We start from the raw sequence: 21,504 nt of genomic DNA on the forward strand, positions 1-21,504 counted from the left end.
CATCAACGGGCCCCGCTGCGGCCGGTCGGCGTCTCGGCGAAGCGACCGCCGAACCGCCGGCACGCCCGCTCAGCTCGCCGCCTCCGGGCCCGGCTGAACCACCGGCCGCTCGCTCGCCCGGGCCGGCGTGGCGTCCGGTGACCACCACCGGCCGCGCGCCCGGCGTGGCGTCCGGTTAACCACCACCCCGCGCGCCCCGGCCGGCCTACGTGGCGTCCGGGCGGGAAAGCAGCTCCCGCAGCGTCGCCAGCAGCTCCCGCCGGTCCGCCGCGCCCAGCTTCCCGCGGATCCGGGCCATGTGGTGCTCCACCGTCTTGCCCGAAATGAACAGCTTGCTGCCCGCCTGCTTGTACGTCAGCCCCTCCACCACCAGGCGGGCCACCTCCAGCTCGCGCTCGCTCAGCGCCGCCAGGCCCGTGCCCGCCGCCGGTTCGGCCGATGTCCCTGGTTCGCGGCGGGCGGCCGTGCCCTGGAACTGGCGGGCCGCCTCCAGGAGCTGGACCATCGCCTTGCGGTCGGACGTGCGGATGGCCGCCTGGCCGGCCAGGCGGGCCGCGTCCCAGCGGAGGCCCAGGTCGTGCAGTTCGGCCGCCGCTGCCGTGATCGCGTCCGGGTCGAAACTGCCGCCCAGCACCGCCAGCCAGCCCTGGGCCGCCGTCGCCAGGGCTCGGGGGTGGCGGCCGCAGTGGGCGTGCGTTGTCAACGTCGCCAGGTGGGCCTTGGCCGCGTCCGCGTCCTCCAGCGTGATCGCCGCGTGCAGCTCGTGCCAGACCAGCGACACCGTCCACAGTGGAGGCTCGCCGAGGCGGGCCAGCAGCCCGTGGGCGCGCTCGAACTGGCCGGACAGCTTCGGGAACGCGCCCGTGCGCGCCGCGGCGATCGCCAGCTCGCCCAGTGGCAGCAGCGTGAACAGGTCCGTCTGCTGCCGCATCGACGCCTGGTACGCGCGGTTCCACGACCGCTGCAACCCGACGAGATCGCTCGCCCGGCGCGCCAGGCCGAGTTCCAGCGTCGCGAAGAACAGCTCGTCGCGGGCTTCCAGGGTCAGGCCCGCCACGGCGTCGCGGTGTTCCGCGGCCGTCGCCAGGTCGCCCGCCGTCATCGCCACCCAGCCCAGCAGCAACCGGTGCCGGACGGCCAGCAGGTCGCCGCCGATCCGGCCGGCCAGCGCCCGGCTCAGCACGGACTCCGCCAGCGCCAGCTCGCCCGTGTGCAGCGCGGCCAGTGCGGCCAGCGCGGCCGGGCTGTCCGGCAGCAGCGTCCCGCCCAGCGCGGGCTCCAGCATCGCGGCCGCGCCGAGCAGCGTGGACAACGTCTCCGTCGCGCAGCCGGACACCGAATCCACGATGCCGCGGGCCATCCGGGTCGCCGCGCCGGCGAACAGCGTCGGCGCGACGCCGGGGGTGGGGGAGTCGAGGAGACGGCGGGCGCCCTCGATGTCGCCCGTGCCGACCAGGGCCGTCGCCGAGAACGCGTCCGTCCGGCCCGCCCAGTGGTACAGCTCGGCACTGCGGGCCAGCTCGCCGCGGTGCGCCAGCACCGTCGCCGCGATTTCCGCCCCGGCCGCGCGGGTTTCCGCGTCGGCGGCGCCGAGCATCCCGTCGCCGAGGCGCAGCGCGGTGTCCAGATCACCCGACAACGCGGCCGCGCGGGCCCAGCCCGCCGTGACGGCGGGCGACCGGTCGCCCGCTTCGGCGGCCGCTTCGAACAACTGCGTCGCCAGGTGCGCGTCGGACGGCAGCGCTTCCGCCGCCGCGGCGGCGAAGGCGGCGGCCGCGGACGCGCCGGAACTGCCGGTGCCGAGCAGGGACCGGGCCAGGTCGAGCACCGGCAGGCCGTTCGCCAGCTGCAGCTCGACCAGCCGCTGCACCGTCGTCAGCCGGCGGGCGGGCGGCCCGAAGTCGCGGACGGCGGCCGCGGCGAGCGGCAGGAGCGTGTCGTCGGGCGCGAGGAGGCCGGTCGCCCGGGCTCGCTCGACGATGGCGGGCAGCTGGTCGGGGCCGCGGTCGAGCAGCGCGCACAGCAGGTCGAGGTTGCGCCCGGCGCCGGCTTCGGCCGCGATCAGGTAGCGGAGGACGTCGTCGTCGAGTTCGTCGAGCTCGGGCCGGAACTCCTCGAGCCTGCCGAGCAGGGCGCGCTCGGCCAGCCGCGGCACCCCGCCGCTGCGGGCGTGCAGCTCGGCCGCGGCCGCCGGGTCGGCGGGCGAGCCCGTCGCCGCGGACATCAGCCGCGCCACGTCTTCGACGCCGAGGGGGCCGAGCTGCAGCAACGTCCACCCGGGCGCCACCGCGGCCGGCCGGTGCGCGACGACGATCGGCCCGTCCGCGCCGGCGAGCAGCTCCTCGAGCTGGTCGGCACCGAGCCGATCGGCGTCATCGACCAGCACGGCTTCGACGCCGGCCGCGCGATACCGCCGGTCGAGCGCGGCGAGCAGCACGCTCTTCCCATAACCACCGGGGGCGACGACGGCAAGCCGCAACGGAGCATCCGGCTCGGCGGCAACGCGGTCGAGCAGCTGCCGCGCCGCCGGGTGCACGGGGACGGCGTGCGACGGGGGAGCCTGCGTGAGCAGTGTGTTCAACAGTGACCTTCACCGGAGGGGGTGCAGTGGGTGGGGGTGTCGACTGGGGTGGGGGTGTCAGCCGAGGTGGGGGCGAGAGCTGGGGTGGGGGTGGGGGCCGGGCTGGTGCCCGGTCCGGCGGTGGCTTCGCGGGCCGTGACGGTGATCACCACGCCCGAGACCGCCGCGGCCAGTACCAAAACCGCCGCGGCCAGCGGGCGCCGTCGGCGGAACATGCTCAGGGGGCCTGTGCGCTCCGGTAGCTCGAACGGTGTGATCTCGACCGGGGGGCGGGGTGGCCGCTCGCCGAGCTCACCGAGGGTGTCCACCTTGGGGAGCAACGTGGTCTCGACCGCCGGGGGCTCCTGCGGTGTCCCGCGGTGGTCCGCGCGGAGCGTTGCGAGGGTGGCCGCGCCGAGGGCGGCCGCTGCCGGTGGAACCGGTCCCGCGAACATCGGGCACGGTGGGCGGGCCGGCAGGGCGTGCGGGGGGACGTCGCCGCAGAACACCACGCCCGCCAAGCCCTTGGGGGACGTCGATGCCGCGCCCGCGAGGGCGAAGAGCGTGCTCAGGGCCGCGGCCGGGGCCACGCCCTCCGCGCTCTGGCCGAGCTGCCAGCCGCCGGCGCCGGTTGCTGTTGCCAGTGTCACGTTCACGCCGTCGTTGCCGAACTCGCAGACTCCGGCGACCTGGTCGCCGGGGCCGGGGAGCGGCAGGTGTGCGCCCAGGGCCGCGATCGAGCCCGGGACCAGCGTCACCGCGGTGAACCCGGCTTCCGCGAGCGCCCGGCGCAGCACGTCACGGCGGTAGCCGCCCCAGTCGCCGGGGTGGGTGAGGACCAAGTGGTGCGGGGGGCCGCCGAACAGGTTCGCGGCGTGCTCGGCGATGCCTTCGACGAGCACCGTCGTCAGCGTCTCCGGCGGGAACGGCTCCCCTTCGACGAGCATCGGGACGTCGTCGCCGATCCGCCGGTGGAAGCCGGTGAGCAGGCGGGACGGGACCTGGGCGCCCGCCTGGGCGGCCGCGTCGCCCGTGAGCAGGTACCCCTCGTCGTCGAGGAACAGCGCGGACGCCGCGGCGGGGGATCGCTCACCCAGCCAGAGGGGTTCGGGTTCGCCCCAGCCGGGGCCCTGGCGGTGGCAGGTGGCGGCGTGGGTCCGGCCCTGGGCCACATCGATCCCGAGGACGTAGGGCAACGGCGCTTTCCTCCTCACCTCGTGGCGGCCGAACGGGGGCACGAAATCCCCCTAGGGTTCGGGGCATCCTCACCCAAACGGGTTAGTCAGGCAAGGGTCTGGAGGGATTTAACCCAACTGTGCGCGTCTCGGATGAGCCCCTAACTCCCTAACGATGACATATCGATCCCCTATCGGCTGACCGGACTGCGACTCGGAGTGATCCCCGATGTGCGCTGGGGGACGGTCTCCCTACCTTGATGACGGAGCGGCGGTCCCTGCGGTCGCTGCTGTCCCCCGAACCACCGGACCAGGAGAAACTCCATGGAATCCGTGCAGACCTTGCACGACTTCGCCCTGAACCTGCTCAACGACCCGACCGCGCTCGCGGCCTTCGGGACGGACCCGCAGGGCGCCCTCGCTGCCGCCGGTCTCGGTGACGTCAGCGCCGCCGACGTGCACGAGGTCCTGCCGCTGGTGCTCGACTACGTGCCGGTCGACAGCCTCCCGGCCGTGGGCGGCCTCCCCGCCGTCGGCGACCTGACCAACATCGGCACCGACGCCACCGGCATCCAGGGTGCGATCGACCAGCTCACCGCCCTCACCGCGGGCCTCGGCCTGCCGGCCACCCCGGCCCTGCCGGGCGTGGGCGACCTGGGCGTCGGCGAGCTGCCGGGCGTCGGCGGCCTCGGCCTGCCCGCCGTCCCGGGCGTCGGCTCGCTGCCGGCCGTGAACGACCTCACCACCACCGCCGCCGGCGTGACCGCGCTGGCCGGCGACCCGACCGGTGCCTTCGGTGCCGCGGGCGACCTCGGCTCGAGCCTGGACGCGGTCCAGGTGGCCGGCAACCTCGTGTACTCGGTCACCGACGTCGACCACAGCGCTGCCGTCGGCGCCGTCGGCGAGGTCAGCCACCTCGGCGAGAGCGTGCTGGGCGACGCCACCTACAACGCGACCACCCCGGTCTACGAGGCCACCTCGCACGTCGGCGACGTCAGCGGTGACCTGACCCACACCGTCAACTCGGTCGTGGGCAACGTCGGCGACTTCTCCGGCATCCTCAAGGGCGCGGGCGACGTCGACGTCAAGCACGTCACCGGCGAGGTCGCGGGCGCCGTCCACGGTCTGGGTGACGTCACCAACACGGTGACCTCCGCCGCGGGCATCAGCGCCGACCACAACGTCGTCGGCCAGGTCGGCGAGCTGGCCTCCGGCAACGGCTCGGCCGTCCACGACGTGGTTTCCGACGTGTCGGACATCAGCCACAACGCGCTGGGCAACCTGCACCTCGGCGACATCGCGTCGAACAACGACATCCACATCGGGCACTGAGCCCCGAACCGGTCACCGGTGCCCGTCCCGCGGTCTGGGTGCAGCCGCGGGACGGGCACCCGGTGTGCGTACGGGGAGTGAACCGGGGACACTCGACCATCGTGACCGCACCGGCTTGGCTCGAAGTGCTCAACGAGACGCTGGACGCGTGCCGCACGCACGGCCGCGCCGATCTCGCCGAGCGCCTGCGCAGACGCCGGGACGCCCCGGCCGGGCAGACCCGGCTCGGCGTGCTCGGCTTTCCCAAACAGGGCAAGGGCTACCTGCTCAACGCCGTGCTGAACGCGCCGGTGTGCGCGGTCGGCGACGCCGCGACGCCCGCCGTGCCCACGGAAATCGCCTACTCCGCCGAACCCGCCGCGACGCTGGTCGGCCGGTCCCGCGAACGGATCCCGGTCGCGGTCGAACGGCTCACCGGCGAACTCGGCGCCCGGCCCGCCGGCACGCTCAGCCGTGTCGAGGTCGGCGTGCCGCGCGAACTCCTTTCCGCCGGCCTGGTGCTGGTCGACACCCCGCCCGTCGGTGACCCGCGGTCACCGCGCACGGCGGCCGCGCTCGACCTGCTCGCCGAAGCCGACGCGGTGATCCTCGTCTCCGACGCCACCGATCCGCTGAGCCCCGCCGAACTCGCGCTCGCGCGGCACGTGCGCACCTGGTGCCCGCACGTCGTGCTGGCGCTCACGAAGATCGACGCCTGTCCGGGGTGGCGCGCGGTCGCCGAACGCGACCGGGCCATGCTCGCCGAGGCCGGGATCGACGCGCCCGTGCTGCCCGTTTCGGCCGTGGTGCGCCAAGCCGCCGCGAAGACCGGTGACGCGGAACTCAACGCCCGCTCGGGTTTCCCGGAGCTGCTGGGCTGGATCGCCGAGCAGGCCGCGCGGCCGCCCGAGCAGTCCCGCGCGCTGCTCGCCGCCGTGGGCGTGCGCGCGGCCGCCGCCGAACTGGTGGAGTCCCTGCGCGACCGCGTCGACGCCGTCGGCCAGGACGCCGGGCTCGGGCAGGCCGCGCTGCTGCAGCGGGCGCAGCGCCGCGCCGACGACCTGCGCCGGCAGAACACCCGGTGGCAGAACCTGCTTTCCGACGAGATCACCGACCTGCTGTCCGACGCCGAGTACGACCTGCGCGAGCGGACCCGCAAGATCGTCACCACGATCGACCGGACCTTCGACGAGGGCGATCCGGCGAAGGTGTGGGACGAATTCGCGCCGTGGCTGGACAATGCGCTCGCCGAGGCCGTCGACACCAACTACACGTGGCTGGCCGACCGGGCCGAATGGATCGCGCAGGCGGTCGCGGCGTGCTTCGGCGCCCAGTACGACCACGCGCTGCCCGACCTCCGGCTCGACGGCTCGGGCGTGGAGCACCTCGACGACGTCGGGCGGCCGAAGATCGAGAAGTTCAAGATCGGCCAGCAGGCCTTCACCGGTCTGCGCGGCTCCTACGGCGGGGTGCTGATGTTCGGCCTGGTCACCAGCCTCGCCGGGCTGCCGCTGATCAACCCGGTTTCGCTCGGCGCCGGCGCGGCCTTCGCCGCGAAGACGATCAAGGACGAAGGCGGGATGCGGCTGCAGCGGCGCCAGGCCGTCGCCAAGCAGGCGGCGCAGCGGCACGTCGACGACGTCTTCCTGCGGTTCAGCAAGGACTGCCGCGACGCCATCCGCGTTGTCCAGCGGCGGCTGCGCGACCACTTCACCGGGCTGGCCGAAGAACTCGCCGACGAGCTGACGCGCGAACGCGAGACGATCATGGCAGGCACCGCCGAGCGGGAACGGCGGACCGGGCACATCCGCCGCGAGATCGACCGGCTCGCCGGGCTGCACCAGCGCGCGGGCGAGCTCGGCACGATCGCCGGACGGCAGCAGCGGCGGGAGCTTTCGGCGTGACCCAGGACGTCCGCGACCTGCTGCACGCCGCGGCCGGGCTCTACCGGGACGACCCGCGGGCGTCGGCGCTGCTGCACGACTGCCTCGATCGGCTGGCACAGCCGCTGCGCGTCGCGTTCACGGGCGCGCCCTCGTCGGGGAAGACAACGCTCGCCGCCGCGCTGGGCGAGTGGCCGACGCGGGCCCTGCGCGACCTCGTGCTGCTGGACGACCCCGGCCCGGGCGACGACGTCCCGGACGCGACGGTCCGGCTGGTCCGCCACCTCGAGCCGGACGAGCTCGCGGCTGCGCACCCGCCGGGCGGCTCGCCGTTCGCGCGGCAGAGCGCGGTGAACTCGGTGCTGGTGCTGTCGCGGGCCGACGAGGTCGGCGCGGGCCGGATCGACGCGCTGCTCACCGCGAAGCAGCTCGCGCGGCGGGCGTGGCGGGAAGACCCGCTGTGCACCGGGTTCCTGGGGGTGATCGCCGTGGCCGGGCAGCTCGCCTACGGCGGCCGGTCGCTGCGCGACGACGAATTCGACCTCCTCGCCGCGTTCGCCGCGGTGCCGCGCGAGGAACTGGAACGGCACGTCCTGTCGGTGGACTCGTTCACCGATCCGGCGTTCCCGGGCCCGATCCCGGTCGAGACGCGGCGGTCGCTGGTGGTGCGGTTCGGGTTGTTCGGCGTCCGGCTGGCGCTCACGCTGATCCGCACCGGCTGCGACGACCGCGTCAAGCTCTCGGCGGAACTGGTGCGCCGCAGCGGTTTGGGCGAGCTGCGCGACACACTGGCCGGGTGTTTCGTGGCGCGCGCCGAGGCTTTGCGGGCGCGGACCGCGATCATCCGGCTGGAAGCCCTGCTGGCGGCCCAGCCCCGCCCGGGCGGCGACCGGCTGGTGTCCCGGGTGGAGCGCTTCGCCGCGGCCGCGCACGACTTCCGCGAGCTGCGGCTGATCGCCGACATCCGCGGCGGCCGCACGGCCCTGTCCGGCGAGCCCGCCGAGGAAGCCGTCCGGTTGCTGGGCGCGCAGGGCACGGCCCCGGCCGACCGGCTCGGCCTCGACCCGGAAGCCGACCCGAACGAGATCTACGACGCCGGCCTGGACGCGTTGCGGCGCTGGCGGCACGAGGCCGAGCGCTCGGACCGCCCGCACGCCGAGCGGACGGCGGCCCACGTGGTCGTGCGCTCGACCGAGGGCCTGCTCTCCCTGTTCGCCTGACCGGGCCGAGAACGCCATGAACGACTCTTTCGTGACGTCCGATGTCAGGAAAGAGTCGTTCACTGCATTCGCCGCCGGTGCGTGAGCTGCCGTCGAGCATTGACGCCTTCCAGGCCGCGGCGCACCATAGACCGGTCTATGGTCCAGTGCCGGCCCGAGGGGAACTCCCATGTCCGAAGACGTCCGCCCGCGGGTCCGGTTGTTCGGCCAGCTCCTCGCGCACTGGGCGAAGGAACGCCCCGCGGACACCGCGCTGATCTTCGGCGACCGGACGTGGACCTGGGCGGAGTTCGACGAGCGGGTCCGGCGGCTGTCCGGGGCCCTCGCGGCCGCCGGTGTCGCCCGGGGCGACCGGGTCGCCTTCGTCGACAAGAACCACCCCGCCTGCCTGGAAACCACCTTCGCGGCGGGCGGGCTCGGCGCGGCCAACGCCGTGGTCAACTGGCGGCTTTCCGGCGACGAACTCGCGTACGTGCTCAAGGACGCGGGCGCGAAGGTGGTCTTCGTCGGCGCCGAACTGCGGCCCGCGCTCGACGCGATCCGCGACCGGCTCCCCGCGGTGGAACGCGTGATCGTCGTCGGCGGGGACGCCGACGAGTACGAAGCCTTCCTGACCTCCGCCGCGCCCCACAGCGGAACCGAGGCCGGCACCGTCGACACCGACGACGGCGTGCTGGTGATGTACACCAGCGGCACCACCGGGTTCCCGAAGGGCGCGGTGCTGACCCACCACAGCGTCCTCGCGCACGGCCTGGCCGCCGGGACGGCGTTCCCGATCGGCCCGGGCGACGTCAACCTGGTCGCGATGCCGCTGTTCCACGTCGGCGGCAGCTGTTACGCGGTGTCCGGGTTCCTCTACGGCGAACCGAGCTACCTGACGCGGGAGCCGGACGCGGCCTCGCTGTTCGCGGCGCTGCAGGCCGGGATCACGCACGCCTTCCTGGTGCCCGCGGTCGTGGCCGGGATCGCGCAGGCCGGCGAGGCCGCGCTGCAGGCGTTCTCCCGGCTGAAGTACCTCTGCTACGGCGCTTCGCCGATGCCCCTCCCGCTGCTGCGCACGGTGCTCGCCGCCTGGCCGGACGTCAAGTTCGCCCAGGTCTACGGGATGACCGAGCTGTCCGGCGCGGTCACCGCGCTCGACCCGGAGGCCCACCGGGACACCACCCGCCCGGAGCGGCTGGCGTCGGCGGGCACCACACTGTCCGGAGTGGACATCCGGATCGTCGACCCGGTCACGGCGGCGGACGCCGAGGTCGGCGAGGTCTGGATCCGCACCGAGCAGCGGATGGCGGGCTACCTGGGCAAGCCCGAGGCGACCGCGGAGACCATCGTGGACGGCTGGGTCCGCACCGGCGACGTCGGTCGCCTCGACGACGGCGGGTTCCTGTTCCTCGAAGACCGCGTCAAGGACATGATCATCACCGGCGGCGAGAACGTCTACTCGCCGGAGGTCGAGCGCGTGGTGGCGGAGTTCCCCGGCGTCGCCGAGGTGGCCGTGATCGGCGTGCCGGACGAGAAGTGGGGCGAGCAGGTCAAGGCCGTCGTGGCCGGTGAGGGGCTCGACGCCGAAAAGATCGTGGAGTTCTGCCGCGAGCGGCTGGCGCACTACAAGTGCCCGCGCAGCATCGACGTCGTGGCCGCGTTGCCGCGCAACGCCACCGGCAAGATCCTCAAGCGTTCGCTCCGCGAGCCCTACTGGCGGGACCGGGACCGGAACGTCTGATGGCCTCGCGCCGCGAGTACTTCGACGCTGCGCTGAAAGTACTGGCGGAGCACGGGTTCACGGGCCTGACCGTCGGTGCGCTGTGCCGTGAGCTGGGTGTCACGAGCGGGTCGTTCTACCACCACTTCGGGAGCTGGCCCGGGTTCGTGGCGCAGCTGCTGGCGCACTGGGAGAGCCGGCAGCCGCTCAGCCCGCCCGCGGACTTCGCCGTGCTGATGGACCGCACGCTCGGGCTGCCGCACGAGGCCGAGGCCGCCATCCGCGCGTGGGCGAGGAACGACGAAACCGTGCGCGCGGTCCAGCAGCGCGTCGACGACGCCCGGCTGCGGACGGTCGGCAAGGCGGTCGAAGGCATCGTCGGCGACCGCGCGCTGGCCCGGACGCTGACGTCGCTCGGCCTGGCGGTGCTGGTGGGGCACCAGCAGCTGGCGCCGGCGGGGCGGCACGGCGAGCTGACGGAGCTGCTCGCGGAGTACACCCGGCTGGTGCACTCCCGGGCGAGCGGCGGTTAGAGCTGGGCTTCGATGGCGTTCACCAGCTGCATCAGGGAGGCCCCTTCGGACGGCGCCGAGTGCCGGACCAGGTCCACGGCCGGGTAGAACCCGATGTGGCCGAGGTCGGGCGAGCCCTGGGCGATGGCGCGCGCGAACTCCCGTTCGGCGGTGGCCCGCTCGGCGGTGGCCAGCCGGGTGACGGCCCGCCACACGGCGACCGCGCAGCTGAGCGGCTCGACGGGCATGAGCGGTTCGAGTTCGGTGCCGGGAGCCAGGTGCTGCGCTGCCGATTCGATGCGGTTCATGGTTGTCCACCTTCGGGTCGTTTCGCCCAAAGTAGGACGGGTCCCGGCGGTCCGGAATCGGCGATCCGCGGAAGTGCGTTCGTGCGGTGGCGGATCAGGCGTTGCCGAGCACCCGGGTCACGGTGATCTCGATGACGACCCGCTGCGGGTTCGGCTTGGGCTGCCGGTAGCGCTCGGCGTACCGGTTTTCGGCGTCGCGCACCGACTCCGGGTCTTCGCGCAGCACCGCGCGTCCCTCCAAAGTGGACCAGCGCGGGCCGTCGAGCTGGCAGACCGCGACCGGGATGCCGTCCGCGCCCGCGGCCCGCACGAGCCGGGCCTTGACCGACGGGGCGAAGGTGATCACGCGCGCGAGGCCGGCGTCGAAGTCGACGGTGACGCCGACCGCGACGACGTGCGGGGTGCCGTCCGGGCGGACCGTGGTCAGCGTGGCCAGGTGGCGCTCGGTCCAGAAGGCGCGGAAGTCCGGCCCGCGGCCGTCGAGGTCGATCTTCATGACGTCCACGCTAGTCCGTCCGGGTGGGCGGGCGAGGAGCGGGATCCACTGTGCGTGATAGTAAGGAAAGTTTCCTAACCCTCTTGACCTGGTCTTGAATCTTCTGTCAGGCTTCGATCACCTTCGCCGCAGCCAACGATGTCCTACGGAGGAGTCATGAAGAGAGTCGTCCGCGCGGTGGTGGTTTCGGCCGCGCTCGCCGCGGGGCTGGTGAGCGTGCCCGCGTCCGCTTCGGCGGCCGGCACGCCGTACGTGCCGGGAACGCTGCGGCCGTCCGTTTCGCAGGCCACGCAGGATGCCGCGCTGCAGAAGTACTACGACTTCTGGAAGAAGAACTTCCTCACGACCAAGTGCGGCACGGGCACCTACGCCGTGCTGTCCAAGGACGCCGACCACGCCTTCGTCGCCGAGGGCGAGGGGTACGGCATCACGATCTCGGCGATGATGGCCGAGAAGGACCCGCAGGCGCGCTCGATCGTCGACGGGATCCTGAAGTTCGTGAAGGCACACCCGTCGGTGAACAACAAGAACCTGCACGCGGCCGAGCAGGACGCGAACTGCAAGAGCGTCAACGGCAGCGACTCCGCCACCGACGGCGACCTGGAGATCGCCTACGGCCTGCTGATCGCGGACAAGAAGTGGGGCAGCGGCGGCGCGGTCAACTACAAGGCCGAAGCCGTCCGGATCATCAACGCGATCAAGCAGAGCGAGGTCAACGGAACGACGAAGTTCACGCTGCTGGGCGACTGGGGCAACGACGCGGAGTACCGCAACAGCTCCCGCTCGTCGGACTGGATGCCGGGCCACCTGCGCGCCTTCGCGACGGCGACCGGCGACAGCTTCTGGACGTCGGTCCGCACGCGCTCGGAGACGGCGGTGAGCCAGCTGCAGTCGTCGTACGCGCCGAACACGGGGCTGCTGCCGGACTTCGTGGTCAACACGAACACGACACCGAAGCCGGCACCGGCGGACTTCCTGGAGGGCCCGTACGACGGCAAGTACAGCTGGAACGCCTGCCGGGACCCGTGGCGCCTCGGCGCGGACGCGGTGTCGTACGCCGGCAGCGCGGCGGTGGCGCAGGTCCGCAAGATGAACACGTGGATCAAGTCGTCGACGGGCGGCGACCCGGCGAAGATCCAGAGCGGCTATTCGCTGTCGGGCTCGAAGACGGAGAGCGGCCAGCACCCGTGCTTCACGGCCCCGTTCGCGGTGGCGGCGATGGCGGACCCGGGCAGCCAGGCATGGCTGGACAGGCTGTGGACGGCGGTCTCGTCGTGGACCCCGGACGCGACGGATTACTACGGAACGGGCATCACGGTGCAGGTACTGCTGATTCTGAGCGGTAACTACGTGGCGGCTTAGGGGGTTCGTCCCGCACCCGGGTATTTCGGGTGCGGGACGGCCCCGTTTTTGACGAGCGACCGGCTTCTCGTGCAGGGGCGAGGAGCCGGGCCGCGCTCTCGACGCGGGGCGGCGGTTCAAGACGTGCGCGGCTGACCATTGCGCTTGGTGCTGTTGGGCCGTGGAGAGCAGCCCCCGAATCCACGCTAGCCCAGGGCACCGACAGTTTTGCGTTCCGCTGGGCGCCGTGGCCTCGGTTGTCCACAACTCTTCGATCGGCGCGGAGGCCGCCGAGCTGCCGAGGGTGGCTTCGGCCGGGCAAATCGTGGCTGTGCCCCGGATTCGCCGATCCGGTGGGCCCCGAGTGCGGCACTCCGGGCTTGCCGGGTGGCCCCGAACCGTCGGTGCCTCGCGGTAGCGTGGAATTCGGGGGCTGCTCAGCCGGATCTGCGGCTAAGCGCCGGCCGGGAACGGGCCGCCGGGTGCTCGTCGAGGCGAGTCCGGTCGACCGGGTGTGGGGGATCGGCTTGGCCGTGGACGATCCGCGGGCCGGGAAGCCCCGGGCGTGGCGGGGCCTGAACCTGCTGGGGTTTGCGCTCGCGGAGGTGCGGGCTCAGCTGGGCTCGCGCACGGGCAACCCAGCGGCCCGGTAGATCTCGTCGATCACGGTCATCGTCTCCACCGCATCCGCCGCCGACGTCTTCACCGGTTCGCCGCGAAGCACCGCCGCCGCGAAGGCGTCCAGCTGGTACTCGTACGACGGACGCCGGGGGAACTTCTCCGACCTGTGGTGGCCGTCCGTGTGGACCGTGAAACGGTGGTACGCCTGCGGGGCCACCGGGTTCAGCACCTTCAGCGATCCCCGGGAGCCGATCACCTTCGCGCTGATCCGCAGCACCGACGAAGACCACAGCGAGCACGTGATCCGGCCCGTGTGGCCCGACGGGTACGCGAGCTCCGCCGTCATCGCGCGATCCACCCGCGGCGACCGCAATCGAGCCGTGGCCGATACCACTGTCGGTGTCTCGCCGCCGAACACGCGCGCCATGTGGACCGCGTAGCAGCCCGCGTCCATCGTCGCGCCGCCCGCGAGGTCGTAGTCGTAACGGATGTCGGAGAACTTCGGCAGCGGGAAGCACAATGCCGTCTCGACGCGCTCCAACGAGCCCAGCTCGCCCGAGGCCACGATCTCCTCGACCCGCAGCGCCAGCGGGTGGTACCGGTAGTGGAACGCCTCCATCACCACCCGGTCCGACGCCGCCGCCAGCGTGGCGATCTCCCGCGCCTCGGCCGCGTTCGCCGTGAACGGCTTCTCGCACAGGACGTGCTTGCCCGCCGCCAGCGCCGCGCGGGTCCACCGGCCGTGCAGGCCGTTCGGCAGCGGGTTGTACACCGCGTCGATGTCCGGGTCGGCCAGCAGCGCCTCGTACGACGCGTGCACCCGGGGAATGGAGTGCCTGGTCGCAAACGCTTGCGCGCGCTCCGCGGACCGGGCCGCGACCGCGGTCACCGACACCGGAGGAACCGCTGAGGCGGGCTTGATCAGGGCAGCCGGGGCGATGCGCGCCGCCCCCAGGACGCCGATCCGCAGGCTCATGTCGCGAAGCTAGCACCGAACACGGATTTCAACATGCAGTTGACCTCTTCAACAACGAGTTGTAGCGTTCCGGTCAGCCGAACCAGTGGAGGTCCGTTATGTCCCGTTCCCACGCCGTCAAGGCGGTGTTGCTGGCGAGCGTCGCCGTGCTGGTGACGGCTTGTGGTGGCGGTCCGGACGGCGCCGGCGGGACGTCGCAGGCCGCCGGGTCGCCCGCCTCCGGCATCCCGGACACCGCCGCGATCGTCCAGGGCGTGCAGAAGGACGCGCAGCTCAACGCGGGTCTACCGGACAACGTCAAGCAGGCCGGCCTGCACCTGGCCTCGAACCTGCAGTCCGCGCCCAACAACTTCTACGCCGCCGACGGCAAGACCCCGATCGGCTACGAGGTCGACCTCGCCAAGGCCATCGCCGCCAAGCTCGGCGTCGCCGTCACGCACCAGGACATGGCCTTCGGCTCGCTCATCACCAGCCTCCAGTCCGGCCGCATCGACCTGACCATGGCCGGCATGAACGACACCAAGGCGCGCCAGCAGCAGATCGACTTCGTCGACTACTTCACCTCCGGCATCACGATCATGATCCGCAAGGGCAACCCCGACGGCATCACCGGCCCGGACACCCTCTGCGGCAAGAACGTCGCCGTCGTGCAGGGCACCAGCCACCAGAAGTTCGCCGCCGAGCAGAGCACGAAGTGCACGCAGGCCGGCAAGCCCGCCGTCAACGTCACCGCGACCGACAGCGACAACCAGAACCAGAACCAGCTCCGCACCGGCCGCGTGCAGGCGATCCTCAACGACCTGCCCAGCGCCGTCTACATCTCGCGGACGGCGGGCGAGGGCAAGTTCTTCGAGGTCGTCCCCGGTGAGCCGATCGACGGCGGCCCGTACGGCATCGGCGTCAACAAGGCCAACACCGCGCTGCGCGACTCCGTGCAGAAGGCACTCCAGGCCCTCATCGCCGACGGCACCTACGGCAAGATCCTGCAGGCCTGGGGCGTCGAGCAGGGCGCGATCAAGGAGGCCGCGGTCAATGGCGGCTCCTGAGCCACTCCCGATCGTCCGCCTGCGCCACTGGGGCCGCTGGGTCGCCGCCGCGATCATCATCGTGCTGCTCGTGCTGCTCGGCATCGCCCTCGGCAACGCGCAGATCGAGTGGAACCAGGTCCCGGACTTCGTCTTCTACAAGGTGATGGCGACCGGCCTGCTCAACACCGTCGTCCTCGCGGTGCTCTCGCAGGCTGTCGCGATCGTGCTCGGCATCGTCATCGCCCTGCTGCGGCGCAGCGCCAACCCGGTCGCCCGCTGGTTCGCCGCCGGGTACATCTGGATCTTCCGCGGCCTGCCCGTGCTGCTGCAGATCCTGCTCTGGTACAACCTGGCGCTCGTCTTCCCGGTGATCGACATCCCGTTCCTCGTCCACGAGCAGACGAACGTGCTGATCAGCGCGTTCACCGCCGCGTTCCTCGGCCTGGCGCTCAACGAGAGCGCGTACATGGCCGAGATCGTCCGCGCCGGGCTGAACAGCGTCGACAGTGGCCAGACCGAGGCGGCCAAGTCGATCGGCATGACGCCGGCCGCGACGCTGCGCCGGGTCGTGCTGCCGCAGGCCATGCGCGTGATCATCCCGCCCACCGGCAACGACTTCATCAACATGCTCAAGGGCACGTCGATGGCGTCGGTGATCGGCGTGACCGAGCTGATCCACGCGGCCAACAACATCTCGTCCAACAACCTGCTGGTCATGGAGACGCTGCTGGCCGCGGCCGTCTGGTACATGGTCGTGGTGACCGTCGCCGGCGTCGGCCAGCACTACCTGGAACGCGCGTTCGGCCAAGCCGATCGCGGGCCGCTCGCGCGCGCGGGCAAGGCGTTGCGCGGCGTGCCGCTGGTGAGGAGTGCCCGTGTCTGAACCGCTGCTGCGCGCCGTCGGCGTCCGGAAGTCCTACGGCCACACCGAAGTCCTCGGCGGCATCGACCTGGACGTCCACAAGGGACAGGTCGTCTGCCTGCTCGGGCCGTCCGGCGCCGGGAAGAGCACGTTCCTGCGCTGCATCAACCACCTCGAAACCATCGACGCCGGCCAGATCTGGGTCGACGGCGAGCCGATCGGCTTCCGGCAGCGCGGCGGCAAGCTGTACGAGCTGCGCGAACGCGAAGTGGCGCGCCAACGCCGTGACATCGGCATGGTGTTCCAGCGGTTCAATCTCTTCGCGCACCGGACGGCACTGGAGAACGTCGTCGAGGGGCCCATCCGGGTGCTCGGCGTGCGGCCCGAAGACGCCCGGAACCAGGGTCTCGAACTCCTGGATCGAGTGGGCCTGGCCCACCGCGCCGACGCCTACCCGGCGCAGCTGTCCGGCGGCCAGCAGCAGCGCGTGGCGATCGCGCGGTCCCTGGCCATGAAGCCGAAGCTGATGCTGTTCGACGAGCCGACGTCCGCGCTCGATCCGGAGCTGGTCGGCGAGGTCCTCGAGGTCATGAGTACCTTGGCGGGGGAGGGGATGACGATGGTCGTCGTGACGCACGAGATGAGCTTCGCCGCGGAGGCCGCCGACGAGGTGGTGTTCCTGGCCGACGGCGCCGTCGTCGAGACCGGGCCGCCGTCGCAGGTGCTGAGCGCGCCGCAGCACGACCGCACCCGGCAGTTCCTGGCGAGGATCCTCGCGTGACGCGGATTTCGCCCCGGTACCTGCTCCAGTTCGACGAGCCCGCCGGCTACCTCGACTTCGCCCGGTTCGGCCCGCCGTCGCACGCGGTGCTCGACACGACGGCCGCCCTGCTGCACCAGGCCACCACGGCCGGGCCGTCCACAGTGGACGAGCTGATGCGGCAGGAGGTCCGGGCCAAGGCCGCCGCCGCGCGGCTGGCCGGCTCGGACACCGACCACACGGTGCTGCTGCCCCACACCAGCCTCGGCCTGTTCCAGGCCGCCTTCCACAGCTCCGGCGAGGTGCTGGTGTCGGCGGCGGAGTTCCCGGCCAACACCTACCCGTGGGCGCGCGCCGAACAGACCGGGCGCCTCCGCGTCCGGCGCCTGACCAGCGGTTATGTGACGCCGGAGCGGGTCGCGGCGGCGTTGACGCCGGAAATCACCACGGTCAGCGTCAGCGCCGTCGACTTCCGCACCGGCCACCGCGCCGACCTGGCCGCGCTGCGCGACGTCGTCGGCGACCGGCTGCTGGTCGTCGACGGCATCCAGGGCTTCGGCGTCGTCGAGGAGCCGTGGGAGGTCGCCGACGTGCTGGTCGTCGGCGGGCAGAAGTGGCTGCGCGCGGGCTGGGGCACCGGCTTCGCGGTGCTGTCCGACCGCGCGCTGAACCGGATGGACCCGGTGCTGTCGGGCTGGACCGGCGCCCGCGACCCTGGCCTGTTCGACGACGAGATCCACCCGCCGGACGCCACCGCGCAGGCCTGGTCGATCTCCAACCTCAGCCCGATCACCTCCGGCGCGTTCGCCGAGGCCCTCGAGCTGGTCGAGGACGCCGGCGTCGGCGCCATCGCGGCGCGGATCGCCGAGCGGCTGGCCGCCTTCGAAGAGGTGCTGGCGTCCTGCGGCGCCGAGGTCGTCTCGGCGGTCGACCGCCGCGCGGGCATCCTGGCGTTCACCCTGCCCGGCCACCCGGCGGAGCAGGTCGGGGCGGCACTGGCCAACGCCGGGATCGCGGCGACGGTGCGGCCCGAGCACGTCCGGCTCTCGCCGCACGCCTCGACCGCTGAGACGACTTGCGCGGACCTGCTGCGTTCCGCGCTGGAGACGCTCACGCGGCCGCGTGAGCCCCTGGTCGTCCCGGCCGCGGGGGCGACGACGCACGACGTGCTGACCGCGCTGGTCCCGGCCATCCCGGGGCTGGCGGCGATGCTCGGGCCGGGCAACGAGGTCCTGCTGCACGACCTGAGCAGGCTGCCGGACTCGATCATCGCGATCGCGGGCGACCTGACCGGCCGCAGCGTCGGCGGGCCGATGACGGACCTGCTGCTCGGCCTGGTCCGGCGCGGCACCACCCAGGACCTGACCAACTACCGCACGCACGGCCCGGACGGCAGGCCGATCCGCTCGTCGACGCTGTTCCTCCGCGACGCCGACGGCGTGGCGGTCGGCTGCCTGTGCGTCAACAGCGTCGACACGGCGGCGTCGCCGAGCGGCAACGGCGAGCCGGAGACTTTCCCACCGGACGTCGACAGCCTCCAGCGGTTCCTGGTCGACCGGGCGGTGGCGAAGGCCGGGATCCCGGTGGACCTCATGAAGAAGCGCCACAAGGCGGCGGTGGTGCGGGAACTCGACGAAGCCGGTTATTTCCTGATCAAGGACGCGGTCGACCACCTGGCCGGCCGCCTCGATGTCACCCGGTACACGATCTACAACTACCTCAACGAGATCCGCGCCTGATCGGCCGCTTGCCACCCGCGCTTTCCGGGCGCACGATGGCGCCCATGACCGATTCGGACACGCGGGCCCTGGTCCGGCTCGAAGCGGACGACGAGGCGGACGCCGAAGAGTTCGACCTGCTCGCCCGCCGCCTGCGCGCCGAGCTGGGCGAACTCGACGTGGACGTGCTGCCGGTGCCGGCCGAGCTCCCGCCGGGCGCGAAGGCCGCGGACCCGGTGACGATCGGCTCGCTGATGGTGGCGTTCAGCGCGGCCGGCGGCGTGTTCCCCGGCCTCGTCGAGACGCTGCGCGAGTGGCTGGGCCGCCAGGCGGGCAAGCACAAGATCAAGGTGACGATCGACGGCGACACGGTCGAGCTGGAACGCGCGACGACGGACGAACGCCGCCAGTTGATCGAGGCGTTCGTCCGTCGTCATGCCCAGCCGGGCTGATCACTCCATAAAGGACTCCACGGCGTCCGCGGCGAAGGCGACCCCGCCATGGCCGCGGATCTCCGCCTTCAGCTCCGCCAGCCGCGCGGCGACCGAAGCCGACGAGGACACCTCGCCGACCGCCTCCCGCAACGACTCGACCGTCACCGCGTCAGCCGGCAGGTGCCGCCCGACCCCGAGCGCTTCGAGCTGGGCCGCGTTCCCGAACTGGTCCGCCGCCTGCGGGATCGCCACCGTCGGGACGCCGAACCACAACGCTTCCGTGGCCCCGCCCATCCCCGCGTGCGTGATGAACGCCGAGGCCGCTTCCAGCACCGCCAGCTGCGGGACGCTCTCGTACACCTCCACCGATGGCGGCAACGGCCCGAGGGCGTCCGGCGAGACGTGCTTCCCCAGCGAGATCACCACGTGCCAGTCGTCGGCGAACGCCGAGATGCAGGCCTGGTACACCGGCAGCTGGTCGTTGTACGCCGTCCCGAACGACACCAGCAGGACCGGCCGCCCCGACGACGGCGGTGTCCACGACCGGTCCGCCAGCCGCGCCGGATCCAGGCACGGGCCGACGAAGCGCACGTGCTGTCCCACCCGGTCCGCGTTCGGCTGCATGGCCCGCGGGATCAGCGAAAGGACCCGCGAAGGGTGCCCGAGCCACTCCCAGGGATCGGCCGCAACGCCGTGGGACGAAAGCCACTTCGACAACGTCGTCGCGTAGTCCACACCGGACGGTGACGCCTTGATCGGCTCCATCACCGATGCCATTTCCTCGTCGTAGCCCTCCCACGCCACCAGTGTCGGCGACAGCTGCACCGCGGGCACGCCGTACCGCAAGCCCAGCAACGGCGCGCCCAGCCCGCCGATGTCGTACAGCACCAGGTCGGGCCGGTCGTCGTCGAACCGCTCGGTCAGGGCGGGGTGGATCGCGATGGCTTCGTCGAGGAAGACGCGCATGGCTTCGGCCGGCTCGTCCGGCCACACGGCCGCCTCGCCGAGCGGGAAGATCGTCGGGTGCTCGACGACTTCGGCGCCGGTCGGGGCGACCAGTGCCGCCAGCGGCGCGCCGACGACGTAGGACACCCGGTGGCCGCGGTGGACCAGCTCGCTGATCACGCCCAGCGACGGGTAGATGTGGCTCGGCGCGGTGCAGCCGACCATGACGATGTGTTTGCGCAGCATGGTGCTCCTTCAAGGGAAGAAAGAACAGACGGCGCGCAGGTGAAGGGGCCGGCCCGGTCGGCGGGCGGCCCGGCGGTCACGCCGTCTCAGACGAGGCGGAGCCGGATGAAGAAGATCATGGCACCGACCGTACGGGAATCCGGAACGTCCGCGCCACCCGATTTCCGCCTTTGGCAGGACGTTGGTGCTCGGCCGTCCCGCCGGCCCCCTTGCCGGGACCAGGGGTCTCCCGCCGGAAGACACCGGGACGCACGGCATGGTCGCCGGGCGGTTCCTCGGCTGACCTGCGTGGTCGCCCCCAGCGCCCCAATGAGGTTTTCTCAGTAGCGGTGTGGTGTGTGGATGAGGGGTGGGGCCCCTGGTAGGACTGGATTTGCGAAGATCAAGTCCGAGGTTCCAGAGGCCCCACATGATCCATTATGGTGCCACCCTCGATGTGGCGCGTGAACTGGTCTGGTTCGTTGCCCGTGTCCTGCACACCGAGCGCCGGCGGCGTGGCACCCGCCGGGGCCGGCGCGCGTTGACCCCGTACTGGCAGGCGGTGCTGGTGCTGCGCTGGTTCCGCGACGCCACCCCCCTGCACCGGCTGGCGGCCGATCACCGCATCAGCATCGCCACCGCCTACCGCTACCTACACGAAGCCATCACCGCCCTCGCCGCCCAGGCCCCGGACCTGCATCAGGTCCTGCGCGAGCGCCACACCGCCGGTGACACACACGTGATCCTGGACGGCACCCTGATCCCGTGTGACCGGGTCGCGGCGACCACGATCAAAACCAAAGGTAAGAACCGTGGCCGGATCGTGCACCTGTGGTACTCGGGCAAGCACCGCGCCTTCGGCGGGAACATCCAGTTCCTGGCCAGCCCGGACGGGTTCCCGCTGTGGGTCTCGGCGGTGCTGCCCGGCTCCCGCAACGACCTCTCCGCCGCCCGCGACCACGGAATCGTCGGTGCACTGACCGCCGCCGCCGGCCAGGGCCTGAGAACTCTGGCCGACAAGGCCTACCACCCCGCCGGGATCGGCATCCTCACCCCGTTCAAGAAAACCGCAGGTCAACCACCCCTCAACGCCCGGCAACGGGTCCACAACCTGCTGCACGCCCGGGCCCGCGCCCTGGGTGAACGCGCCATGGCCATCCTCAAAACCCGCTGGCGAGCGTTGACCCACATCAGCCTCTGCCCCCACCGCATCGGCCACATCGTCCAAGCAGCCCTCGTCCTCACCCACCACGAACACCACGGCCGCTACTGAGAAAACCTCAATGTGGCGTTCGGTGCGTCAGATGCACCCAATGTGGCGTTCGGTGCGTTGGACGCAACCAACGCCACATTGGGGCGCTCGTGCTTTCCGGCGCCGGGGGCTTTGAATCCTCGTGGACTTTGTGTTACAAAGTGCGCAGCAACTT

The 21,504-nt window shown here is 72.2% G+C and carries 18 protein-coding genes and 1 pseudogene; 13 read left to right on the top strand and 6 right to left on the bottom strand.

The features are described from left to right. Positions 1–205: 205 nt before the first annotated feature. Both BLW76_RS10810 and BLW76_RS10815 read right to left on the bottom strand, forming a co-directional pair. Positions 206–2,581 (bottom strand): helix-turn-helix transcriptional regulator, encoded by a 2,376-nt coding sequence (locus tag BLW76_RS10810; RefSeq protein ID WP_091305974.1) that lies wholly within the window; start codon positions 2,579–2,581, stop codon positions 206–208. Then, positions 2,578–3,756, bottom strand: coding sequence for an Hsp70 family protein (locus BLW76_RS10815; protein WP_091305976.1), 1,179 nt, complete (start codon positions 3,754–3,756; stop codon positions 2,578–2,580). Before BLW76_RS10815 ends, BLW76_RS10810 begins: the two co-directional genes overlap by 4 nt. 303 nt (positions 3,757–4,059) lie before the next feature. On the opposite strand from BLW76_RS10815, the gene BLW76_RS10820 reads away from it, so the two are divergent. From BLW76_RS10820 to BLW76_RS10840, 5 genes are all read left to right on the top strand, one after another. After that, positions 4,060–5,067 carry an IniB N-terminal domain-containing protein gene (locus BLW76_RS10820; protein WP_091305978.1) on the top strand — a complete coding sequence of 336 codons (1,008 nt, stop codon included), beginning with the start codon at positions 4,060–4,062 and terminating at the stop codon, positions 5,065–5,067. Between the two features lie 101 nt (positions 5,068–5,168). Next, the gene (locus BLW76_RS10825) at positions 5,169–6,950 is read left to right on the top strand and encodes a P-loop NTPase family protein (RefSeq protein ID WP_208613265.1); all 1,782 of its coding nucleotides are present in this window, start codon (positions 5,169–5,171) and stop codon (positions 6,948–6,950) included. Beyond that, positions 6,947–8,149 (top strand): GTPase, encoded by a 1,203-nt coding sequence (locus tag BLW76_RS10830; RefSeq protein WP_091305983.1) that lies wholly within the window; start codon positions 6,947–6,949, stop codon positions 8,147–8,149. The genes BLW76_RS10825 and BLW76_RS10830 overlap by 4 nt, the downstream gene beginning before the upstream one ends. Before the next feature lie 169 nt (positions 8,150–8,318). Continuing rightward, positions 8,319–9,872 carry an acyl-CoA synthetase gene (locus tag BLW76_RS10835; protein WP_091305985.1) on the top strand — a complete coding sequence of 518 codons (1,554 nt, stop codon included), beginning with the start codon at positions 8,319–8,321 and terminating at the stop codon, positions 9,870–9,872. Next, positions 9,872–10,384 carry a TetR/AcrR family transcriptional regulator gene (locus tag BLW76_RS10840; protein ID WP_091305988.1) on the top strand — a complete coding sequence of 171 codons (513 nt, stop codon included), beginning with the start codon at positions 9,872–9,874 and terminating at the stop codon, positions 10,382–10,384. Before BLW76_RS10835 ends, BLW76_RS10840 begins: the two co-directional genes overlap by 1 nt. Here the strand turns inward: BLW76_RS10840 and BLW76_RS10845 are convergent. Both BLW76_RS10845 and BLW76_RS10850 read right to left on the bottom strand, forming a co-directional pair. Continuing rightward, complete coding sequence (locus BLW76_RS10845; protein WP_091305990.1) at positions 10,381–10,671, bottom strand: hypothetical protein; 291 nt, start codon at positions 10,669–10,671, stop codon at positions 10,381–10,383. The genes BLW76_RS10840 and BLW76_RS10845 overlap by 4 nt on opposite strands. 94 nt (positions 10,672–10,765) lie before the next feature. Then, positions 10,766–11,167 carry a PPOX class F420-dependent oxidoreductase gene (locus BLW76_RS10850; RefSeq protein ID WP_167384574.1) on the bottom strand — a complete coding sequence of 134 codons (402 nt, stop codon included), beginning with the start codon at positions 11,165–11,167 and terminating at the stop codon, positions 10,766–10,768. 156 nt (positions 11,168–11,323) lie between these two features. Between BLW76_RS10850 and BLW76_RS10855 the strand changes: the two genes are divergently transcribed. Both BLW76_RS10855 and BLW76_RS10860 read left to right on the top strand, forming a co-directional pair. Next, a complete protein-coding gene (locus BLW76_RS10855) occupies positions 11,324–12,529 on the top strand; it encodes a family 8 glycosyl hydrolase (RefSeq protein ID WP_091305994.1) in 1,206 nt (401 codons plus the stop codon). A 446-nt stretch (positions 12,530–12,975) separates the two neighbouring features. Next, positions 12,976–13,161 (top strand): annotated as a pseudogene (locus tag BLW76_RS10860) (NADAR domain-containing protein); the annotation flags it as partial. Here BLW76_RS10860 and BLW76_RS10865 read toward each other — a convergent pair. Beyond that, entirely contained in the window at positions 13,122–14,105 is a 984-nt protein-coding gene (locus BLW76_RS10865) for a Gfo/Idh/MocA family protein (RefSeq protein ID WP_091305996.1), read from the bottom strand. The pseudogene BLW76_RS10860 and the gene BLW76_RS10865 overlap by 40 nt on opposite strands. A 98-nt stretch (positions 14,106–14,203) precedes the next feature. Here BLW76_RS10865 and BLW76_RS10870 point away from each other — a divergent pair, with 98 nt between their 5' ends. Genes BLW76_RS10870 through BLW76_RS10890 form a run of 5 tightly spaced genes read left to right on the top strand, consistent with a single transcriptional unit; the run spans position 14,204 to position 18,925 of the window. Beyond that, on the top strand, positions 14,204–15,151 hold the full coding sequence (locus tag BLW76_RS10870; RefSeq protein ID WP_091305998.1) for an ABC transporter substrate-binding protein: 948 nt from the start codon (positions 14,204–14,206) through the stop codon (positions 15,149–15,151). Then, positions 15,138–16,016, top strand: coding sequence for an amino acid ABC transporter permease (locus BLW76_RS10875; RefSeq protein WP_091306000.1), 879 nt, complete (start codon positions 15,138–15,140; stop codon positions 16,014–16,016). The genes BLW76_RS10870 and BLW76_RS10875 overlap by 14 nt, the downstream gene beginning before the upstream one ends. Then, the gene (locus BLW76_RS10880) at positions 16,009–16,776 is read left to right on the top strand and encodes an amino acid ABC transporter ATP-binding protein (protein WP_091306002.1); all 768 of its coding nucleotides are present in this window, start codon (positions 16,009–16,011) and stop codon (positions 16,774–16,776) included. The genes BLW76_RS10875 and BLW76_RS10880 overlap by 8 nt, the downstream gene beginning before the upstream one ends. Next, positions 16,773–18,494 (top strand): aminotransferase class V-fold PLP-dependent enzyme, encoded by a 1,722-nt coding sequence (locus BLW76_RS10885; protein WP_091306004.1) that lies wholly within the window; start codon positions 16,773–16,775, stop codon positions 18,492–18,494. Before BLW76_RS10880 ends, BLW76_RS10885 begins: the two co-directional genes overlap by 4 nt. Positions 18,495–18,538: 44 nt before the next feature. Next, positions 18,539–18,925 carry an effector-associated constant component EACC1 gene (locus tag BLW76_RS10890; RefSeq protein ID WP_091306006.1) on the top strand — a complete coding sequence of 129 codons (387 nt, stop codon included), beginning with the start codon at positions 18,539–18,541 and terminating at the stop codon, positions 18,923–18,925. Here BLW76_RS10890 and BLW76_RS10895 read toward each other — a convergent pair whose 3' ends face one another. Next, positions 18,926–20,098: a macrolide family glycosyltransferase gene (locus BLW76_RS10895; protein ID WP_091306009.1), complete on the bottom strand. Its 1,173-nt coding sequence runs from the start codon at positions 20,096–20,098 to the stop codon at positions 18,926–18,928. Positions 20,099–20,507: 409 nt separating this feature from the next. Between BLW76_RS10895 and BLW76_RS10900 the strand changes: the two genes are divergently transcribed. Further along, entirely contained in the window at positions 20,508–21,350 is an 843-nt protein-coding gene (locus tag BLW76_RS10900) for an HARBI1 family protein (RefSeq protein ID WP_091306011.1), read from the top strand. The last annotated feature ends 154 nt before the right edge of the window (positions 21,351–21,504 follow it).

Origin of the sequence: Amycolatopsis tolypomycina (assembly GCF_900105945.1) — a bacterium.
In the GTDB taxonomy this organism is placed as follows: Bacteria; Actinomycetota; Actinomycetes; order Mycobacteriales; family Pseudonocardiaceae; genus Amycolatopsis; species Amycolatopsis tolypomycina.

Coding starts and splice junctions, on each gene's coding strand:
- BLW76_RS10820 (WP_091305978.1), top strand. CDS start 4,060: ATGGAATCCGTGCAGACCTTGCACGACTTCGCCCTGAACCTGCTCAAC.
- BLW76_RS10835 (WP_091305985.1), top strand. CDS start 8,319: ATGTCCGAAGACGTCCGCCCGCGGGTCCGGTTGTTCGGCCAGCTCCTC.
- BLW76_RS10840 (WP_091305988.1), top strand. CDS start 9,872: ATGGCCTCGCGCCGCGAGTACTTCGACGCTGCGCTGAAAGTACTGGCG.
- BLW76_RS10845 (WP_091305990.1), bottom strand. CDS start 10,671: ATGAACCGCATCGAATCGGCAGCGCAGCACCTGGCTCCCGGCACCGAA.
- BLW76_RS10850 (WP_167384574.1), bottom strand. CDS start 11,167: ATGAAGATCGACCTCGACGGCCGCGGGCCGGACTTCCGCGCCTTCTGG.
- BLW76_RS10855 (WP_091305994.1), top strand. CDS start 11,324: ATGAAGAGAGTCGTCCGCGCGGTGGTGGTTTCGGCCGCGCTCGCCGCG.
- BLW76_RS10865 (WP_091305996.1), bottom strand. CDS start 14,105: ATGAGCCTGCGGATCGGCGTCCTGGGGGCGGCGCGCATCGCCCCGGCT.
- BLW76_RS10870 (WP_091305998.1), top strand. CDS start 14,204: ATGTCCCGTTCCCACGCCGTCAAGGCGGTGTTGCTGGCGAGCGTCGCC.
- BLW76_RS10875 (WP_091306000.1), top strand. CDS start 15,138: ATGGCGGCTCCTGAGCCACTCCCGATCGTCCGCCTGCGCCACTGGGGC.
- BLW76_RS10890 (WP_091306006.1), top strand. CDS start 18,539: ATGACCGATTCGGACACGCGGGCCCTGGTCCGGCTCGAAGCGGACGAC.
- BLW76_RS10895 (WP_091306009.1), bottom strand. CDS start 20,098: ATGCTGCGCAAACACATCGTCATGGTCGGCTGCACCGCGCCGAGCCAC.
- BLW76_RS10900 (WP_091306011.1), top strand. CDS start 20,508: ATGATCCATTATGGTGCCACCCTCGATGTGGCGCGTGAACTGGTCTGG.